Raw genomic sequence first — 15,373 nt, 5'->3', positions numbered from 1 at the left:
AAGCACTACACTACATTTAATAAGTACCCGCTAACCTAAAAGGTTGCCATAAAACAAAAATAAAATGAATATAGCAATAGTATATATCAAAAAAATCTCTAGCTCAATAAAAAATCTATAGGTTAATAAATTGATTGGCTGAAACATCTTAACAATGCGTTATTTTTTATGGTATACTTTTCATTAACAATTAAATTACTAAAGCGTAAACCGCTAAACACATCTTCTTTTTATAAAAAGGGGCTATGTTTAGCGGTTTTTTGTATTTTTATAACAATTTTTAAGTAGGGGTTTGAAAAAATGATAAAAAAATTCGCGGACATGATCTATCTAGACAATGATGTTGAAAGACTAATTATCCTTAGAAAAAGATTAAATAAGAGTCAGTATGAATTTGCTCATGATATAGGTATATCAACTAGCTATTTAGGCTTAATAGAAAACTATAAATATCCTTTTACGACTGAGTTGAAAGAAAGAATCGACCAGTATCTTAAACAGGAGCAAGAGATATATGAAAAAGATTTATTTGGCCATAAGTAATCAGTCTGAAATCACTGCATTAAAAAAAATACTAATCAAAAAATACCGAGATAGTTCAATTGTTCCTGCAATCAATAATGTAGCGGAAGTTAAAGAAGAAGTTGATTTATTAATAACGGACAGCCATTCCTTAGAGGAAGTTAAGTCTTATCCTATAAAAGAAATATGGTTAGTAAATAATAAATTAAAGCCCGAAACAATTGGTAATGTAACAAGTTTTTCTAACTTTAAATCAGTTAGTACCTGGTTGATGATAGGAAACTTAGCAAATCCTTCTGTGACTGGAAAGGGTACGGCACCAACCAAAAGTAAACCAGTTGATCCTGCGAAAAATGAAAAAATTGAAGAAAAACAGGTGAAAGCGGTGGAAAAGGTAGCTAATGATACTCCTAAACAAGTTGACCAAAACAAAGGACAGAAAAATGACGCCAACGAAACTATTAAACAGTCAGTAGATGTAGAATCAAAAAAAGAGGTAAATGAAAATAAAGTAATTAAGCCTAAATCTCAAGATAAATCTACTGATATTTCAACCCAAAAAAGAGCAGAAGAAGTAAAACTAGATCCAGAAGATAACATAGTAGATAACGAGGAAGAGAAAGAGTCAATTGATGAAGACTTAGACGATACTAATTATAGTAAACCCGTAAAGGTTAGTGATCCTTATCCTGAGTATGATGAAAAGGTTATAAAGAAACTACAAGATGATTCTAAGATACTGCAAGGTGAAAATGAAAAGTATTCCGTAGCTGAATTTCAACAAGTTGAGTCTAATCCATATTCTGAAAGAGCTGTTGCTATACGAAAGGCAGCATTTAGTCATGCTCATTGGGATAGAAATAAAACGATTGGCATATGGTCTCCTTTACATCGAATGGGCGTAACAACTTTTGTTATTAACTATGCTATCTTTCTTGGAAAGTTGGGTATTCCAACATCAGTTGTTGAAGTACTCACTAATTTTCCGTTTATAAAAACAACATTAAAGCGGTATAAATCTATGCCTGAAAATTGGGTGTCTTTTATAACTGCCTTACATAATAGTGATATTCCTGCACAGAATGTAGATTGGGCTTATAAAGGGGTGAACTGGCTACCTCTTGATGATAACGACATTAAGGTGGAATGGAATAAAGATTTACTAAAAGAGTACATTAACAATCCAAAATACTACGATTTTGTTCTTATTGATTTACCTACAGGTGAAATGCATCAGAACACTCTTGATACCCTCGATTATATTGATGAACTTTGGATAATGATTGATGGTTCGTATCAACAAATTTTAGCTTGGAAGAAATATATACAAGATATTGTTCAGAAAAAAAATCTAAATGCCAAACTGATCTATACAAAACACATGTCTTTCAGTAAGGAAGAAATCTATTCCGATAGTCTTGGATTACCGATATTAGCAACAATACCTGATCTGACCAAAGAAATTTATCAGAATTATATAGAGGAAAAGCCCTTGATTGAAAACAAAGGTGTATATAAAATTCTACGAGAACCTTATAACACGATTACTACTAGTCTTATAGGTAAGGAATATATGGAAAAACGATTACAAAAAAATAACCCTTTATTCTCCCGTTTAAAATCTCTATTTGAAACATCCCCTTGATAAAGATATAAAATGTGATATATTTTTAAGTATATTCGTTTTATTTTTTGTTTTATGGCAACCTATTTAAAGGTTAGCGGGATTCTATTAAACTTATGCGATCTTTGGATCAGTAGAGAGCAGCACAATAATTGTGCCTATTAAACTACTTCCAAAGGTCGCTTTTTTATTTTCAAAAAATGACTTGGAGGTGTGGAGAATGGATCTAAAAGCAAGAAAAATGAGAGAAATTAAGAAAATTCTTATGGGTGGATTTGGTTATATTCGTCTTGGTCATCACACAAAAGGAAGAATGGCTAAAAGGGGATATAAAAAAGGTGATCTAGTGAATGCAATTGTTTCTGGGAATATTATCGAGTCACAATTTCGATATAGTCAGGAGCTTGGCAAGAACACACTTAATTATGTAATAGCGGGTAAAGATACATCGAATAATCCAATTGTTATTGTCGTTACTGAGGAAGCAAAAAATCAGTTCTTTGTTATAACGGTTATGCCTCCATTGGACGAGAGTAGATTTACAGATTGTATCTAATATGGGTGATTATTTAAGAGGCTTTACGAAAGGATGTTTTTTATGAGTAGGGATATGCGTAAAACGAAAATTAAAGATTGGTATGAATTTTATCAACTTGCTTGCCCTGTCTGTGGAAAAACAGGGGGCTGTATGCAGCATAAAGATGGTGAAATGGTAGCATGTATCAGAATTGAAAGTGAAAAGTACTTCAGCAAAAATTCAAGTCTACCGTCGTACTTACATTTTTTAAAAGGTGAGAAAAAACGTCGAAAAATTGATTCTTCTAAAGTTGCGGAATATATGGGTGAAAAGAAAAAGCAAGATTCTATTCTTAACACTGTTTATTCTGCGATGTTAGATTGTCTTGAGTTAGATGATTCTCATTATGATCATCTAACTTCTGCAGAACGTAATCTTTCAGACGAACAAATTCGATTAAGAGGTTATCGTTCATTCCCTGACCAACCTTGGAATATTGCAAAAGATATTCAAGATATATTAGGAGTGGATGATTTGAGTGGTATTCCTGGCTTTTATCTTGGTGAAGGGAAATACGGACAATATTGGAGTATTAACGGTATGAAGGGAATATTAATTCCTTTCCGTAATCACAAAAATGAAATTGTGGGCTTCCAATACCGTATAGATAACCCTCCTAATGTTGCGACAATCAAAGAGCGAAAACAAGGTTTAAGAGCAAAGGTTATACAGCAGCCTAATCTTGTTCAAGTATCTTATGAAGGAACCATTCTTTTTGAAAAAGAGTTAGAGCTTGGTAAAACAGAAACAATATCTGTGGATTCCGATATTTTAGGCTGGGTAACTTTAAAGAAAGGTAACAGATATTATTGGCTAAGTTCAGCTAATAAAAAGAAAGGCACAGGTTCAGGAGATCCCGCTCCAGTGCATGTATCTGTTCCAAGCGAAAAGCTTAAAAACTGGAAAACTGGTGAAGTGTTAAAAACAAGAACAGTATGGTTATCAGAAGGTCCATTAAAAACGGATATATCAGCTGATTATATCCCTAAACTCTTTGATCCTGAAGAACTTGTTGTTGTTGGAGATGTTTTACTAGCCCTACCTGGTGTGAATTCATGGAGATTGTCTTTACCAATTATGAAGGAAATGGGTGTAGAAGAGGTTAATCTTTGCTTTGATGCTGACGTTGTTAACAATCCTTATGTGCGTAATCACTTAATGGAGTGTGTTAAAGAACTAAAAGCAGAAGGCTATCACGTTAACATGGTCATTTGGAATCAAAATGATGGGAAGGGAATAGATGATTTGTTTATAAATTCCAAAATTCCCCATTTCAAGAAATTGTTTTGATATGATAAGAGGCCATTACTTTACTTAAGAGAGGTTGCATACAAAATGAAATGTCCAAGTTGTTATATAGAGCTAATTACCGTATCTAAATATGCTTCCTTTAAAGATGAAGAAGGAAATAGTCATAAAGATTGGGTAGATAATAAGTTCTGTAGAGAATGTGAATATGAAAAAAATTCTTATAAAATACCGCTAAAAGAAGAGAGCTTATTATTTATTGAGGAAGAAACATGTCGATATTGTACTGAATATGTGCCACCAGGATCTTCAATTTGTGACACTTGCTTTGATATTGCACTAGATAAAAAGTTGGACGAGGATATTTATGCATATATTAATTGAAGTTAAGTATGCTTGCAGGTAACTAGACAATAGTTAAGAGGAAATGAAAAGATTCGATATTGAGTGGTTTGATTTATAAAATATCACTTAATAGAGGATCTTTTTTTACTAAAGAGAGGATGAAAAAATGATGACTTCATATGAAATACGTTTGAGGGTTGAAGAAGAAAGACAACTAATTATTAGGTTCTTAGAAGAAAAAGATATCACACATAATTCAAATGGCGAAAGAGTAGACGCTTTACCGCTCCTGCCATTAACTATAATGAGAAATAATTTATTAGTAGATAGTAATTAATTATGTAGGATACACTTATTTGTTCGATAAGGGAGGAAATTATGAAAAAGTTCATCTTCGCTATTAAAGATTGGTATTCATTTGGTAAGTCACAGGGATTCCTGTTTGCAACCAAATATAAACTACGAATAGCAAAAGAAGGAAGAGATTTCTTTTAAAAGTATTAATACTTTTATTTTATGAGAGAAACTTATGTTTCTCTTTTTATTTTGATTTGATTGCTTAGTTATAAAAGATAAGCCAACCAGATAGGAGTTAATCAATGAAAAAAGATACGTGTGATTCTTGTCATTGTGATATTCAGGTTACTAATAATTATGTACCTGAATTTTGTTGTAGTGGCTATGAATGTGGGTGTTACGGGATGCCTATTAACCCTGTATTTTGTGATGATTGCGAAAAGAGGATACTAGGAACGCCTATAACACATACAGTAAGAGAGGTTGAGAAAAATGAGATACCCAACTGATAAACAATTAAACTTAATTGCCAAAATGGAGCTATTGATTGATGTGAAATTTGTTGGAAGTACTATATCAGATGCGAGTAGATTTATATCTGAACATATGGATCAGTACAAAGAAGTGCAAGAATTAGCTTTTGATATGATGTACTACCATGATGCTTATTAAATCAAAGTGTAATTAGGAGGATTATTTATATGGAGAAACCATTTATTGCTAAAAAGCAAACGTATGTGAATGGAGGTACAACATTTTCTGTTTATCATCCAGCTATAAAGTTTGATGGAGATAAGGAATATTGCTACTTTCCAGATGAAGGAACAAGAACTGGATTAGTTGAGCACTTAGATGAAAATGAATGTCTAAAGAATGCTGAAACACTTTATAAGCATTACATATTAGATAAGAGATAATGTCGTTATTAAATTGCGAATTGACATAAAAAATGCCACTGGAGGATTTGTATTATGAAGAAGATTTTATATAGCAAGATGTATGACATAAAAATAAACGGAATTGCATTGGTAGCATTTATTACTCTTTGCATTTACGGAATTGTAAGTCTAATTAGAGAGGTTATTGCTTTGTTTTAATAAACAAAAAGATCAAAGCGCGAAGGTAGGATTTTATGAGTGAGACTATTAAAGAGATAAAGAAAATATGTGAGTTGCAAAAACAAAAACAAATTAGTGAACAATGGGCGTTACATCTGATTGAGAAGATCATGAAAAAGTCATAACGTTTTTCTAATAACAGGACGCAAAAAGGAGAGAGAAGAATGGAAAAGGTAATCTATGAAAATGATACTAATATACTAAAAGCAAAAGCTAGTAATGAAGGAGTTTTGTTAACAGAGTTGTTTGATGGTGAGGTAATAGGTGAAGTAACGTTATTTTCAGAGGAAATTAAAGAATTAAGTGAACTAATCAATAATGTTTACTGATTTAGGAGTGAATATAGATGATACAAGAAACTGAGATATTGGAGATTTCTCCAAGAGAATTAGCTATTGATGTTGCTTGTGACTTTAATGGGGATGTTTTATATGTATATATTGACAAAGTGAGAATATCTATTACAGATACACTAACTAACGGTTATATTGATATCTACGGTAATATCAAGCAGATATCATTTCCTAATCGAATGAGGTTACTGGCATTTCTTACTTATCTTAAAGAATACAAGAATGTAAAGTTGCTTAATGAGGAAGTGATTAATTCTTATTATTGGGATTAATAATCCCAATCTCTTTAAATGTAAATAATGAACGAAGGAAGTGGCTATATTTGCATTTACATTAATATGTGATATGTACAAGAGAGAAAATAAACTTGTTAAAGTAAAAAAGGGAATATCCAAAGAGAGTATTCATGAGGAAGGTAACGATATTACATTCGCTATTAGTGATTGTGTGATTGACTATGTTGCTTGTAAATGTGGTCATGCAATTGAAGCTGATAGTTAATTATTGTTTTTATATAAGGGCATTCTAATGAATGCCCTATCCTTATATTATATTGGCTACATTAAATTTGAGAGTAATTTTCTAGTTGCAATCCGTTCCATTATCTACTAATATAGTTATATAAATTTCAATTTAATATTAACGGGAGATCCCCGAAAAAATCATGAAGAATGCTATTTCTATAGCATTTATTTCATCGTGGTTTTTTCGGGGATTTTTTTGTCCTCAAAAGGAGGTGAACTATACATATGAAAGCATTTAAACAAAAAGGAGTAATTTGCTTATTAACATTAATGACAGTACTAATATTAAGCTTCAGTGTATCCGTCCCGCAAGCTTTTGCTACTGATGATGATGAGACTGTGGATACTGGAGCTTGGTCGAAAGCTGGAATTACACCAAACGGAGGTATTGATGCTGGCGGTGGTATCTATGATGACCTAGATAAAGTCGTGTATTTCGTAATGGCTCTTGGTGGTTTCTGGATCATTATTATGCTTGTTATTGGTGGTATGTTATTAGCCGGATCAAATGGTAATCCTCAAAGACGAAGTGCAGGTCTCGTATCTCTAGCTTGTGCGTTCGGTGGTGGATGGGTAATTATGAAAGCTTACGATATAGCTGGATGGATTGCAGCATTTGGTGCCTAATTTCATAGATCAAAATGCAACGCTCAAATAATCCCCTCTATTAATAATGATAGAGGGGTCTATTTTTAAAATAAGTAGGTGATGTTATGAGAAAAGTAACTGTTCCAATAGATATGTCTTCTGAACAAAAGGAGATTCTTGGGATTATTTCTAAGAGACAACTTATCTATCTAATTGTAGGTGGAGGATTGGTTTATTCTTATATACCCCATGTTTTTAATTTTGCTCCAAACTTTTTTATAGGTATTTTCATGTGTATATTCTCTGCTTTACCTGTGGCTATCGCAGTCGGTTTACTAGGGTTTGCGAAAAAATCTAAATATCACTTACATTATGATTCCTATTTCCTTATCAAAATGGGATACAAGAATCAGATCGGTGTTTGGAGAAAAGGACCAAAAATAGTTAAGCAGAAGAAACGGAGGTAAGGTAATTGAAAGATATATTGATTATGGGTGTATTTGGCCTAATTATTTATGTGTTTGCAAGACTCGTAATGAAGGAGCCTATCATTCCATGGAAAGATAGAAAAAATAAGGGTGATATCAAATTTACACCTAAAAAGGAAAAAAAGAAGAAACATTCGGTTGAACTTGATCAAGAACCAGACGTTTTTCAGGACTTACTTCAGGATATAAAAGAGATAAATAACCACATGATTCGATATAAAAATAACCGATTTGTTCTAATCGCTGAAGTAGAGCCTGTTAACTACTTCTTATTATCGCAATCTGAGCAAGAAGCCATTGATGTTACCTTTGAACGATGGTTATCGCAAATTAATTACAATGTTCAGTTTTACCTTCAAAATCGATTCATCGATCTTTCTGAACCAATTGAAATTATGAGGAAAAATATGATAGAAGCAGAGGATTTACATGAAAATGCAATTGAGTACGGAAAGTCTATGCTTGAAGAGTTAATAAAGTGGCAGCAGGTTGCACCACGATATGAAACAAAAAGATATTTGATCTTTACCTATGATGTGAAGGTTAATCAAATAACAGCGGAAGATAAGGAAGAACTCGAAAATAAAATTGTTGATAAAGCTTTTGCGGAACTTTATCGCAGAATGAACACAGCTAAAAGCCAATTGCGTAAAGCACGTATGCACGTTCAATTGTTAACAACTGAGGGAATCGGTGATGTTCTTTATCACACATTTAACAGAAGAAAAGCAGTAAAAAATAGATTTAGAGACTTTGGAGTTAAAGAAATGCTCGCACTATATGTAACAGCGGATCAAGATGATACAAGAATTCAATTGGTCAAGGAGGGAATAGATAATGAATTTGCTCAAAAAGAAGAACAAGAACAAGACGAAAAAGCAAGTTAATCAAAAGGAAATCGTTGAAAATAATGAAGAATTAGAAACACTCGAAGTTGACGAGTCAGGTCACGAGAATTCGCAAGATTTACTTTTTGATTCAAAGCCTACTATATGGGATGTTATTGCACCAGATGGTATAACGATTAATTCAGAAGATCATGGTGTTATTAAGCAATCACTAGGAAGTAAAACTTTTTTTCGTCCATTTTTTATTCCGCGTGATGGTTACCCACGAAAAATGCAAACTAACTGGTTGTATTCCATAACATCAAGTGGTGAAGCTGACGTAATGGTTGATGTTCACAAAGTTGGGAAAACAGATGCAATCCGTTTATTACAAAGACAATTAACTATGCTTGAATCAAACCTTAATTTCCAGACAAAAAGAGGAAACATTGATCAAATCAATGATCTTAAGACAAAGATATTCGATACAGAACAATTAATGTCAGAAATACAATTTTCAGAGAATGATATCTACAATGTTAGTACTCAAGGGGCCTTATATGCCCAATCTGAAAAAGAACTAAATCATTATAGCGAAATGATAGAAGATGAAATGTCAGGGCAATTTTTCAAAATAGCACCTACATGGAGTCGTGTGAAAAAGGGATTTAGAAGTGTTATACCAACAGGCAATAATGAAATACCAGATTCTCTTCGTAATATTGATAGACGGGCTTTAGGTACATTCTCTCCATTTATTAGCGGAAGTGGTAAATTTATCGGTGGTGTTCCGATAGGAGTTAATAAGATTACTGGTCAGTTAGAGTTTATTAATAGCTTTGGGACAGATGAAGTAAGGCCACAAAATTATAATTTCGGTATAACAGGCATACCTGGTTCGGGGAAATCACTCGCAATGAAACTAAAAGTTGCTCGTGAAAAAAGTGGCGGAAATGTGTGGGCTTGTATCATCGATCCTGAAGGTGAGATGACCAAGCTAACAAAACGTTTAGGTGGAATAAACTTAAATATTAGTGAAGAAGAGAATATATGTATCAATCCATGTGCGATAAGTGCTACGGATATCTTATTAGATGAGGATGAAGATGAAGAATTAGAATGGTTGGAAGAAAGCGACGAGAAGGAAATTGTCACAAGAGATGGTAAAACTTATATCCGCTTTGTTCCATTAAGAGAAAAGCAAAATGAAATATTAGCATTCTTTGACATTATCGCTCGTGGTAAAAATAGTGAAGAAGAAGGGTTATCTGTTTTTGAAAGAAACTACCTTGAAGAAGCTATTAAATTTGTATTTGATTCTCTTGAAATTACATCACACCCAGCTTCTCTTTATCAAAATGAGGTTGTTGAGATCGATGGACAAGTCATTCAATCAAAAGTTCGTAAACCAGAACCAACAATTAGTGACATCTATAACTATCTGACTCACAAATATTCAAAGGAAATGAGAGCGGCTCGACTAATCGCAGCCATTAGACCTTTCTTAAAAGATGGATCAAAACCAATTTTTGATGGTCAAACATATCTTGGTAAAGGTATCACACAATCCCTTAACTCTGCCCGCTTAGTTAACTTTAACATAAGCAAAATGGAAGAAGGTTTCTTAAAACCAATTGCGTATCACGTTATTCTTAATTACCTATGGGAATACTTTGCGAAAAACTCAGAAAATGCTACAAAGAAGAAATTTATATACTGCGACGAATTGTGGCAATTTTTAGATAATGATCTCACAGTCTCTTTCTTTGAGAAAGTAGCAAGGCGTGCAAGAAAAAGAAACTGTGGATTCTGTTGGGCTACACAAGACTTCGTTCGTATTCTTCAACATCCAAAAGCTCGTGGTATCTTACAAGCTACATTTACAACTTTGTATATGCAACAAAATAAGATTGACGAAAAACAAATAAGAGAGAATTTTGATTTATCAGATGGTGAAATAGAAATACTCTTCGGAAATCCTGATAAGGGAGAGGGCATTCTTCGAGTCGGGAAGAGTTCTGTATGGCTTCAGACTAATCCAAGTGAAGACGAATTAACCTTTATCGAATCTAACCAAGCGGTATTAGAAGAATTGCTTAAGAGAAGAAAAAATACTGCTAATCAGAGGTAAGGGGGGGTAAGGCGTGTTATATGGAATAGATGATAAGATAGCCGATTTATTCAAAGGTCTCTTTCCAGATATTTATGAATGGATAGTGAAACCTTTTGCTGATTTAAAAACATTTCCATCATTGATCTATGGGAAAGATGGAGAAGATCATTTAGCCTTTGGAACATTTACATTAGAAGAAATGCAGAATATATACCAACCTGGTATGAATGCTTTCGTCATAATTGCTGTGACTGGTTTTCTCATTGCTATTATAATGGCAGGAATGAAAATATCATCAGCTGGTATCAATCCCTCTAATCGAACATATGTCATTGAGTTCTTTAAAGATCTAGCTATTGTGGCCATTCTCTTTTGGAATCTCTCAAATTTGTACACCTTAATATTTGGGTTGAACTACACGATTGTAGAATTATTTGCATCTGTTAAGGAAGATTCATTAGCTGAAATGGCATATAAATTAGAGCCGGGCGACGATATTTTAGGATTGATAATCATTAACCTTTGTTTATTGGGTTTGCTTATTTGGGGGAATTTTTATTACATGATGAGAAAGCTAACACTAATGATGTTACTCATAATAGGGCCCGTCATGTTAATGCTTTACTTAATTCCCCAAACAAAAGGAATAACTGTAGGTTGGCTTAAAGAGTTAATAGGAACCGTTTTTGTTCAGTCAGTGCATGCTGCATTGTTTTGGATGGTCTCTCTTATGTCAGTCACAACTACAGGATTAGAATCAGTAATTTTATATATTATCTTCATTCCTACTGCTGAAGCAATTCGTTCTCTATTTGGTTTAGGCGGGCAAATGCACAGCAACCTATCAAAGGCCGGTGCTATGTTCGGAATGTCTGCTCTTGCAGGTATGTACGGGAGTATAAAAGGTGCTGTTGGAGACAAATCGGTTATGGGTGCTTTAAAAGGTGCTTATGATGGAGTGAAAAATGGTTCCCAAAAAGATGGTTCTACTAATGATGAAGATACAAAATCAACAGTAGGTTCAAATACGGGAACAGATTCTGGAACAACAAGTCTGTCTGAAAAAATGTTAAAAGCAGGAGAAATAACTAGCAAAATGGGGAAAGCCACATTCGGTATGGCTGGTGCAGTAGCCGGTTCTGTTATGGGACCAAGTGGAAGTATTATGGGTTCTACAATGGGCTTTGTTGCAGGTGGAGTTGCAGGCGGTATAGCAGGAAGAACTGGAATGGCAGGATTACAACTAGCGGGTAATCGTTTGGCTAATGGTGGTAAAGGATTTAAAGATGGTTTTAACAATACAAGGAACGCTGACGCTCTAGCAGATGAAAAACTAGCGAATGAGTTAGCAAGTCCAGAATTCGAAAGTTGGGCAAGTGCTAACAAAGAAGATTTTATGAAGAACATGAAAGAAAAATTCCCTGATGCTCATGAACAAGCAATTGAAGGCATGTGGAATAAAGAAAAGAGCCAAAAACATGGGGAGTATCTAGCCAAGGCTCGTGAAACAGTTGCGAATATTCGAAAGAATGATGGTTCCTATGCTACAGCTGAATCATTAGCTAATGCAACAACCGATAAATTAACGAATGCTTGGGCGAAGAATAACAAAGCACAATTTGATAAAGATTATGACGCTCAGCATCCGGTTACACAAGATATGTCAGATGAAGAGATTGTAAAACGCCATGCCGCTAAACAACAAGCCTGGGAAAATGTTGTTGATGGAAAAAGAGCTCAATTCTCTGCAATGGCAAATGGAACAGCTGAAAAAATGAGTAATGGTATTAATATGGGGCAAGCATTTGTTAATAAAGAAGAATATGCTAAGGCTATTGCCGAAAAAGCTCTTGCTAACGATAAAGCTGATTTCAAAACTAATTTCTTAAATAATAATCCAAATGCGACTAGCCAAGAGATTGATATAGCTTTTGAGGAACAATCTGGCGGTCAAAGAATGTACTTACAACAAGCAAAAGATGCTATTAGGAATGTGAAACCACAACAACTCTATAGCGGAAAAGATGTTAATACACCTTATCTTGCTTCACAGTTAGCAACAATGAAAACTCAACAAGACGGTGGAAACTTCCAACAAAACCTTAAAGATGTAACGGAGCAAATGCCTGTACATATTCCGTTAGATAAAGGTGTTATACAAAATACTGCTGTTAGAGGTGCTGCCGCTCTCGGTTCAGGAGTGGTGTCTGGGGTCTTCGCAACAACAGGATTAAAAGAAATCGGTACTTTTGCTAAAGATACGAAACTCGGAAAGGTTGCTATGGCTGGTGTGCAAGGAGCTTCTTTAGGCTTTAAGCAAGGTCTAGTAGAACCAAGTGGAAATATAATCACTAAAATAGGCAATCCAATTGTTAGTAGTGTTGTTGGCGCTCAAACTCAAGCTAAGGTTGCAATGGACCAACAACATATTCCTGAAAATGCAATCGGTAAACAGGCAGGATTTAGAAACGCTATATCATATTCCTCTGGTATTGTTGGTGGGGTTAGAGGATATCAGTCTGGTTCAAGAACTGCAATGAAAATTAACCCTTACAATAATGCAGTAAATCAACAAATTGCCGAAGTATCTGATATTCAACATATTGCACAAAAAGTAGACCTAGGAAATGGACAAATGGAAATCGCAAAAGGCGCTGTTCAACTTGTAACAACCAATAACCAATCCTATGTGCAAGTTCGTGATGTTACTGGTCAAACAAGGGTTGTATCGAGATTAGGTACAGGAGACAGTGCATTAAAGAAAGGTCAATCTGTATTCCAAGACCTAACAGTTCAAGATGGTGTACTTATGCAAGATTCCAATCCATATCAGTTTGATAGTTCTGGTGGAAAAATTGAAACGAATAGAAGAATTAACGTAAATCCTTCTAGGTTATTAGCAAACAATAATACAAGTAAAACTCCTAGAGTCGTTCAAGAAATTCAAGCTTTTAATCAACAAGTCGATAGCGGAAACTTTACTGCAGATCAAGTAATTGATCAGACGAAGAATATTAGAATGGTTGTTACTAAAGAAAGAAGTTATATGGTAGGAACAGATAATCAAGGAAGAGAAATGAGAATTTCTCCATATGGTGCGGGTGATGCTCGTTTAGGTCGAGAAGAAACTGTTCAAGTTAACTGTTCAGTACGAAACAAACGTATTGTTAAAGAAAGTGTTACTGAAAACAGCAGACCTGATTACCTAACAACACTTGATCCTAGTGATCTCCTTCCACCAAGACCAAACAAGCGAAATCAAAGAAGGAGAGAATTTGAACCTAGTAGACATCGTTCAATAGGGGGGATGTAAGTGGGCCTCCCTAATTTTTCTCAAAACAATCAAAGTAATAAAGATGAACAAGAAAATATTGTTAAGCTCATAGCAAAAGATCAATTAAAGAAGAAAGGGAAAAAAATAGGGAAAAAGATTGCCGCTAAAGTTGGGAAATTAGCGCTTAAAGCAGTACTTAAAGCTGGGGCAGTTTTAATAAAACTATTACTTTCCCTTTTAGGATTTGTGGGGCTACCTACCATTTTAATTGGTTTTGCTGTATTGATAATAGTCGTTGTTGTATCTATGGTATCAGCATTTATATTAGGTACTGGAGATGGAGTTGAGGGGGAAGAAAAAGAGATTTACGAGTACATTGTGGAACAAGCCGATAAAACAGTAGATATGAGTGATCCCCTTCAGAAGAAATATCGAGTGCCGAATGAATTGATAGCATCTGTTATTCAGCTAGATACAATGACAAAAAAAGATAAGGAAGAAGTAAAAGAAGTTATACGTACAATGACTGAATCTCTGAAACCAACATTTTCATTCAACGAATTCAATGAATGGACAGAAACCAAAACGCAAGTATGTGAAGATGGTTCATGTGGTGCATGGAGTGAAGTTACTAGAACCGATAACTATGTAACCAAACTAACAAACGTTGACTTTTGGGAAGGAAATACTCTATTTGACTATGAACCTTATGAAACGGAATGGGTAGAAACTGAAACTGTTTCTCAAAAAACTGTTCAAGAGAAAGTTCCGAAAATTGAAGATGGTGCTTCTGAGGGAATAGTAGAATTAGAAACTGTCGAAAGACAAGTTGCAGTTGTAACGAAAACTCAAACAAGACACCAAAAATTTAATACAACCGAAACAACAACACAGGATTATTCAATGCTTGATCAAGTATTAAACTCTTATGATTTAAAGCTAGATGATAAAAAGCTAGTTGAAGTAAACTATCTTTTCACTGGAAAAGATATACACTACACTGACTGGTTAAATGGTAGCTTTGGCGGTGGTAATTTCTTCTATCCAATCTATGACGGTATTATAACCCCTGGTGCGGGTGTCCCTGCACAATATATGGATATATATCGAGCGGCAGAAGCAAAATATGGAGTTCCTTGGTATTTTTTAGCTGCTGTACATAGTGTTGAAACGGGCTTTGGAACACACCCAACAATGGTATCGTCAGCGGGTGCAATTGGTCACATGCAGTTTCTACCTGCTACCGCGCGCCACGTTTCCCTATAAGTCTATTGGATGAAATGGGAGGAATATATGGTTATTCTAACTGATTCTTTGATAAGTAAGGTGAAAGTCCTTGCTAGGGTAAAAGACTCTTAATACCCTATGCTAATCTCCTACGTGCGTTTATTCACTCTTGAATATGGGTGCGAAGCTAGGTGAAGTCGTAACTCTTTGTAGTGCGGGCATCTTTAAAAGTTTCCTATGATGACGAA

The 15,373-nt window shown here is 34.5% G+C and carries 18 protein-coding genes; all 18 read left to right on the top strand.

What is annotated here, in order from left to right:
* Positions 1 to 300 precede the first annotated feature (300 nt).
* Positions 301 to 543 carry a helix-turn-helix transcriptional regulator gene (locus COD11_RS20980; RefSeq protein ID WP_098798864.1) on the top strand — a complete coding sequence of 81 codons (243 nt, stop codon included), beginning with the start codon at positions 301 to 303 and terminating at the stop codon, positions 541 to 543.
* The gene (locus COD11_RS20975; protein ID WP_098798863.1) at positions 515 to 2,167 is read left to right on the top strand and encodes a CpaE/TadZ family protein; all 1,653 of its coding nucleotides are present in this window, start codon (positions 515 to 517) and stop codon (positions 2,165 to 2,167) included. Before COD11_RS20980 ends, COD11_RS20975 begins: the two co-directional genes overlap by 29 nt.
* A 199-nt stretch (positions 2,168 to 2,366) precedes the next feature.
* Positions 2,367 to 2,702 carry a DUF4258 domain-containing protein gene (locus COD11_RS20970; protein WP_255301662.1) on the top strand — a complete coding sequence of 112 codons (336 nt, stop codon included), beginning with the start codon at positions 2,367 to 2,369 and terminating at the stop codon, positions 2,700 to 2,702.
* Between the two features lie 42 nt (positions 2,703 to 2,744).
* Positions 2,745 to 4,013 carry a DUF3854 domain-containing protein gene (locus COD11_RS20965; RefSeq protein WP_176551182.1) on the top strand — a complete coding sequence of 423 codons (1,269 nt, stop codon included), beginning with the start codon at positions 2,745 to 2,747 and terminating at the stop codon, positions 4,011 to 4,013.
* A gap of 45 nt (positions 4,014 to 4,058) precedes the next feature.
* Positions 4,059 to 4,355, top strand: coding sequence for a hypothetical protein (locus COD11_RS20960; RefSeq protein ID WP_098798861.1), 297 nt, complete (start codon positions 4,059 to 4,061; stop codon positions 4,353 to 4,355).
* Between the two features lie 127 nt (positions 4,356 to 4,482).
* Complete coding sequence (locus tag COD11_RS27075; RefSeq protein ID WP_176551181.1) at positions 4,483 to 4,653, top strand: hypothetical protein; 171 nt, start codon at positions 4,483 to 4,485, stop codon at positions 4,651 to 4,653.
* Positions 4,654 to 5,105: 452 nt separating this feature from the next.
* On the top strand, positions 5,106 to 5,285 hold the full coding sequence (locus COD11_RS20950) for a hypothetical protein (protein WP_098798859.1): 180 nt from the start codon (positions 5,106 to 5,108) through the stop codon (positions 5,283 to 5,285).
* 29 nt (positions 5,286 to 5,314) lie between these two features.
* Positions 5,315 to 5,530, top strand: coding sequence for a hypothetical protein (locus COD11_RS20945; protein ID WP_098798858.1), 216 nt, complete (start codon positions 5,315 to 5,317; stop codon positions 5,528 to 5,530).
* A 54-nt stretch (positions 5,531 to 5,584) separates the two neighbouring features.
* Positions 5,585 to 5,710, top strand: coding sequence for a hypothetical protein (locus tag COD11_RS27710; protein ID WP_255301661.1), 126 nt, complete (start codon positions 5,585 to 5,587; stop codon positions 5,708 to 5,710).
* A 185-nt stretch (positions 5,711 to 5,895) separates the two neighbouring features.
* Positions 5,896 to 6,060 (top strand): hypothetical protein, encoded by a 165-nt coding sequence (locus COD11_RS27070; protein WP_176551180.1) that lies wholly within the window; start codon positions 5,896 to 5,898, stop codon positions 6,058 to 6,060.
* A 17-nt stretch (positions 6,061 to 6,077) separates the two neighbouring features.
* Positions 6,078 to 6,356, top strand: coding sequence for a hypothetical protein (locus COD11_RS20940; protein WP_098798857.1), 279 nt, complete (start codon positions 6,078 to 6,080; stop codon positions 6,354 to 6,356).
* Between the two features lie 40 nt (positions 6,357 to 6,396).
* Complete coding sequence (locus COD11_RS26540; RefSeq protein WP_141549721.1) at positions 6,397 to 6,585, top strand: hypothetical protein; 189 nt, start codon at positions 6,397 to 6,399, stop codon at positions 6,583 to 6,585.
* 248 nt (positions 6,586 to 6,833) lie between these two features.
* Positions 6,834 to 7,235, top strand: a complete 402-nt coding sequence (locus COD11_RS20935) for a hypothetical protein (RefSeq protein ID WP_098798856.1) — start codon at positions 6,834 to 6,836, stop codon at positions 7,233 to 7,235.
* 86 nt (positions 7,236 to 7,321) lie between these two features.
* Entirely contained in the window at positions 7,322 to 7,663 is a 342-nt protein-coding gene (locus COD11_RS20930; RefSeq protein WP_098798855.1) for a PrgI family mobile element protein, read from the top strand.
* 5 nt (positions 7,664 to 7,668) lie between these two features.
* Positions 7,669 to 8,571 (top strand): hypothetical protein, encoded by a 903-nt coding sequence (locus COD11_RS20925; protein ID WP_098798854.1) that lies wholly within the window; start codon positions 7,669 to 7,671, stop codon positions 8,569 to 8,571.
* Positions 8,522 to 10,642, top strand: coding sequence for a VirB4 family type IV secretion system protein (locus tag COD11_RS20920; protein ID WP_098798853.1), 2,121 nt, complete (start codon positions 8,522 to 8,524; stop codon positions 10,640 to 10,642). The genes COD11_RS20925 and COD11_RS20920 overlap by 50 nt, the downstream gene beginning before the upstream one ends.
* Positions 10,643 to 10,655: 13 nt before the next feature.
* Positions 10,656 to 13,937, top strand: a complete 3,282-nt coding sequence (locus COD11_RS20915) for a hypothetical protein (protein ID WP_098798852.1) — start codon at positions 10,656 to 10,658, stop codon at positions 13,935 to 13,937.
* The gene (locus COD11_RS20910; RefSeq protein WP_098798851.1) at positions 13,938 to 15,164 is read left to right on the top strand and encodes a transglycosylase SLT domain-containing protein; all 1,227 of its coding nucleotides are present in this window, start codon (positions 13,938 to 13,940) and stop codon (positions 15,162 to 15,164) included.
* Positions 15,165 to 15,373: the final 209 nt, after the last annotated feature.

Origin of the sequence: Bacillus sp. AFS040349 (assembly GCF_002577655.1) — a bacterium.
Taxonomy (GTDB): Bacteria; Bacillota; Bacilli; order Bacillales; family Bacillaceae; genus Metabacillus.
Note: the sequence above shows the minus strand (reverse complement) of the source record. Positions and strands in the feature narration are given on the sequence as shown.

What these genes read in the sequence shown, in the direction of transcription:
- COD11_RS27070 (WP_176551180.1), top strand. Translation starts at nt 5,896, where the DNA reads ATGGAAAAGGTAATCTATGAAAATGATACTAATATACTAAAAGCAAAA.
- COD11_RS27075 (WP_176551181.1), top strand. Translation starts at nt 4,483, where the DNA reads ATGATGACTTCATATGAAATACGTTTGAGGGTTGAAGAAGAAAGACAA.
- COD11_RS20960 (WP_098798861.1), top strand. Translation starts at nt 4,059, where the DNA reads ATGAAATGTCCAAGTTGTTATATAGAGCTAATTACCGTATCTAAATAT.
- COD11_RS20950 (WP_098798859.1), top strand. Translation starts at nt 5,106, where the DNA reads ATGAGATACCCAACTGATAAACAATTAAACTTAATTGCCAAAATGGAG.
- COD11_RS20945 (WP_098798858.1), top strand. Translation starts at nt 5,315, where the DNA reads ATGGAGAAACCATTTATTGCTAAAAAGCAAACGTATGTGAATGGAGGT.
- COD11_RS20935 (WP_098798856.1), top strand. Translation starts at nt 6,834, where the DNA reads ATGAAAGCATTTAAACAAAAAGGAGTAATTTGCTTATTAACATTAATG.
- COD11_RS20975 (WP_098798863.1), top strand. Translation starts at nt 515, where the DNA reads ATGAAAAAGATTTATTTGGCCATAAGTAATCAGTCTGAAATCACTGCA.
- COD11_RS20920 (WP_098798853.1), top strand. Translation starts at nt 8,522, where the DNA reads ATGAATTTGCTCAAAAAGAAGAACAAGAACAAGACGAAAAAGCAAGTT.
- COD11_RS20940 (WP_098798857.1), top strand. Translation starts at nt 6,078, where the DNA reads ATGATACAAGAAACTGAGATATTGGAGATTTCTCCAAGAGAATTAGCT.
- COD11_RS20965 (WP_176551182.1), top strand. Translation starts at nt 2,745, where the DNA reads ATGAGTAGGGATATGCGTAAAACGAAAATTAAAGATTGGTATGAATTT.
- COD11_RS20970 (WP_255301662.1), top strand. Translation starts at nt 2,367, where the DNA reads ATGGATCTAAAAGCAAGAAAAATGAGAGAAATTAAGAAAATTCTTATG.
- COD11_RS20930 (WP_098798855.1), top strand. Translation starts at nt 7,322, where the DNA reads ATGAGAAAAGTAACTGTTCCAATAGATATGTCTTCTGAACAAAAGGAG.
- COD11_RS20980 (WP_098798864.1), top strand. Translation starts at nt 301, where the DNA reads ATGATAAAAAAATTCGCGGACATGATCTATCTAGACAATGATGTTGAA.
- COD11_RS27710 (WP_255301661.1), top strand. Translation starts at nt 5,585, where the DNA reads ATGAAGAAGATTTTATATAGCAAGATGTATGACATAAAAATAAACGGA.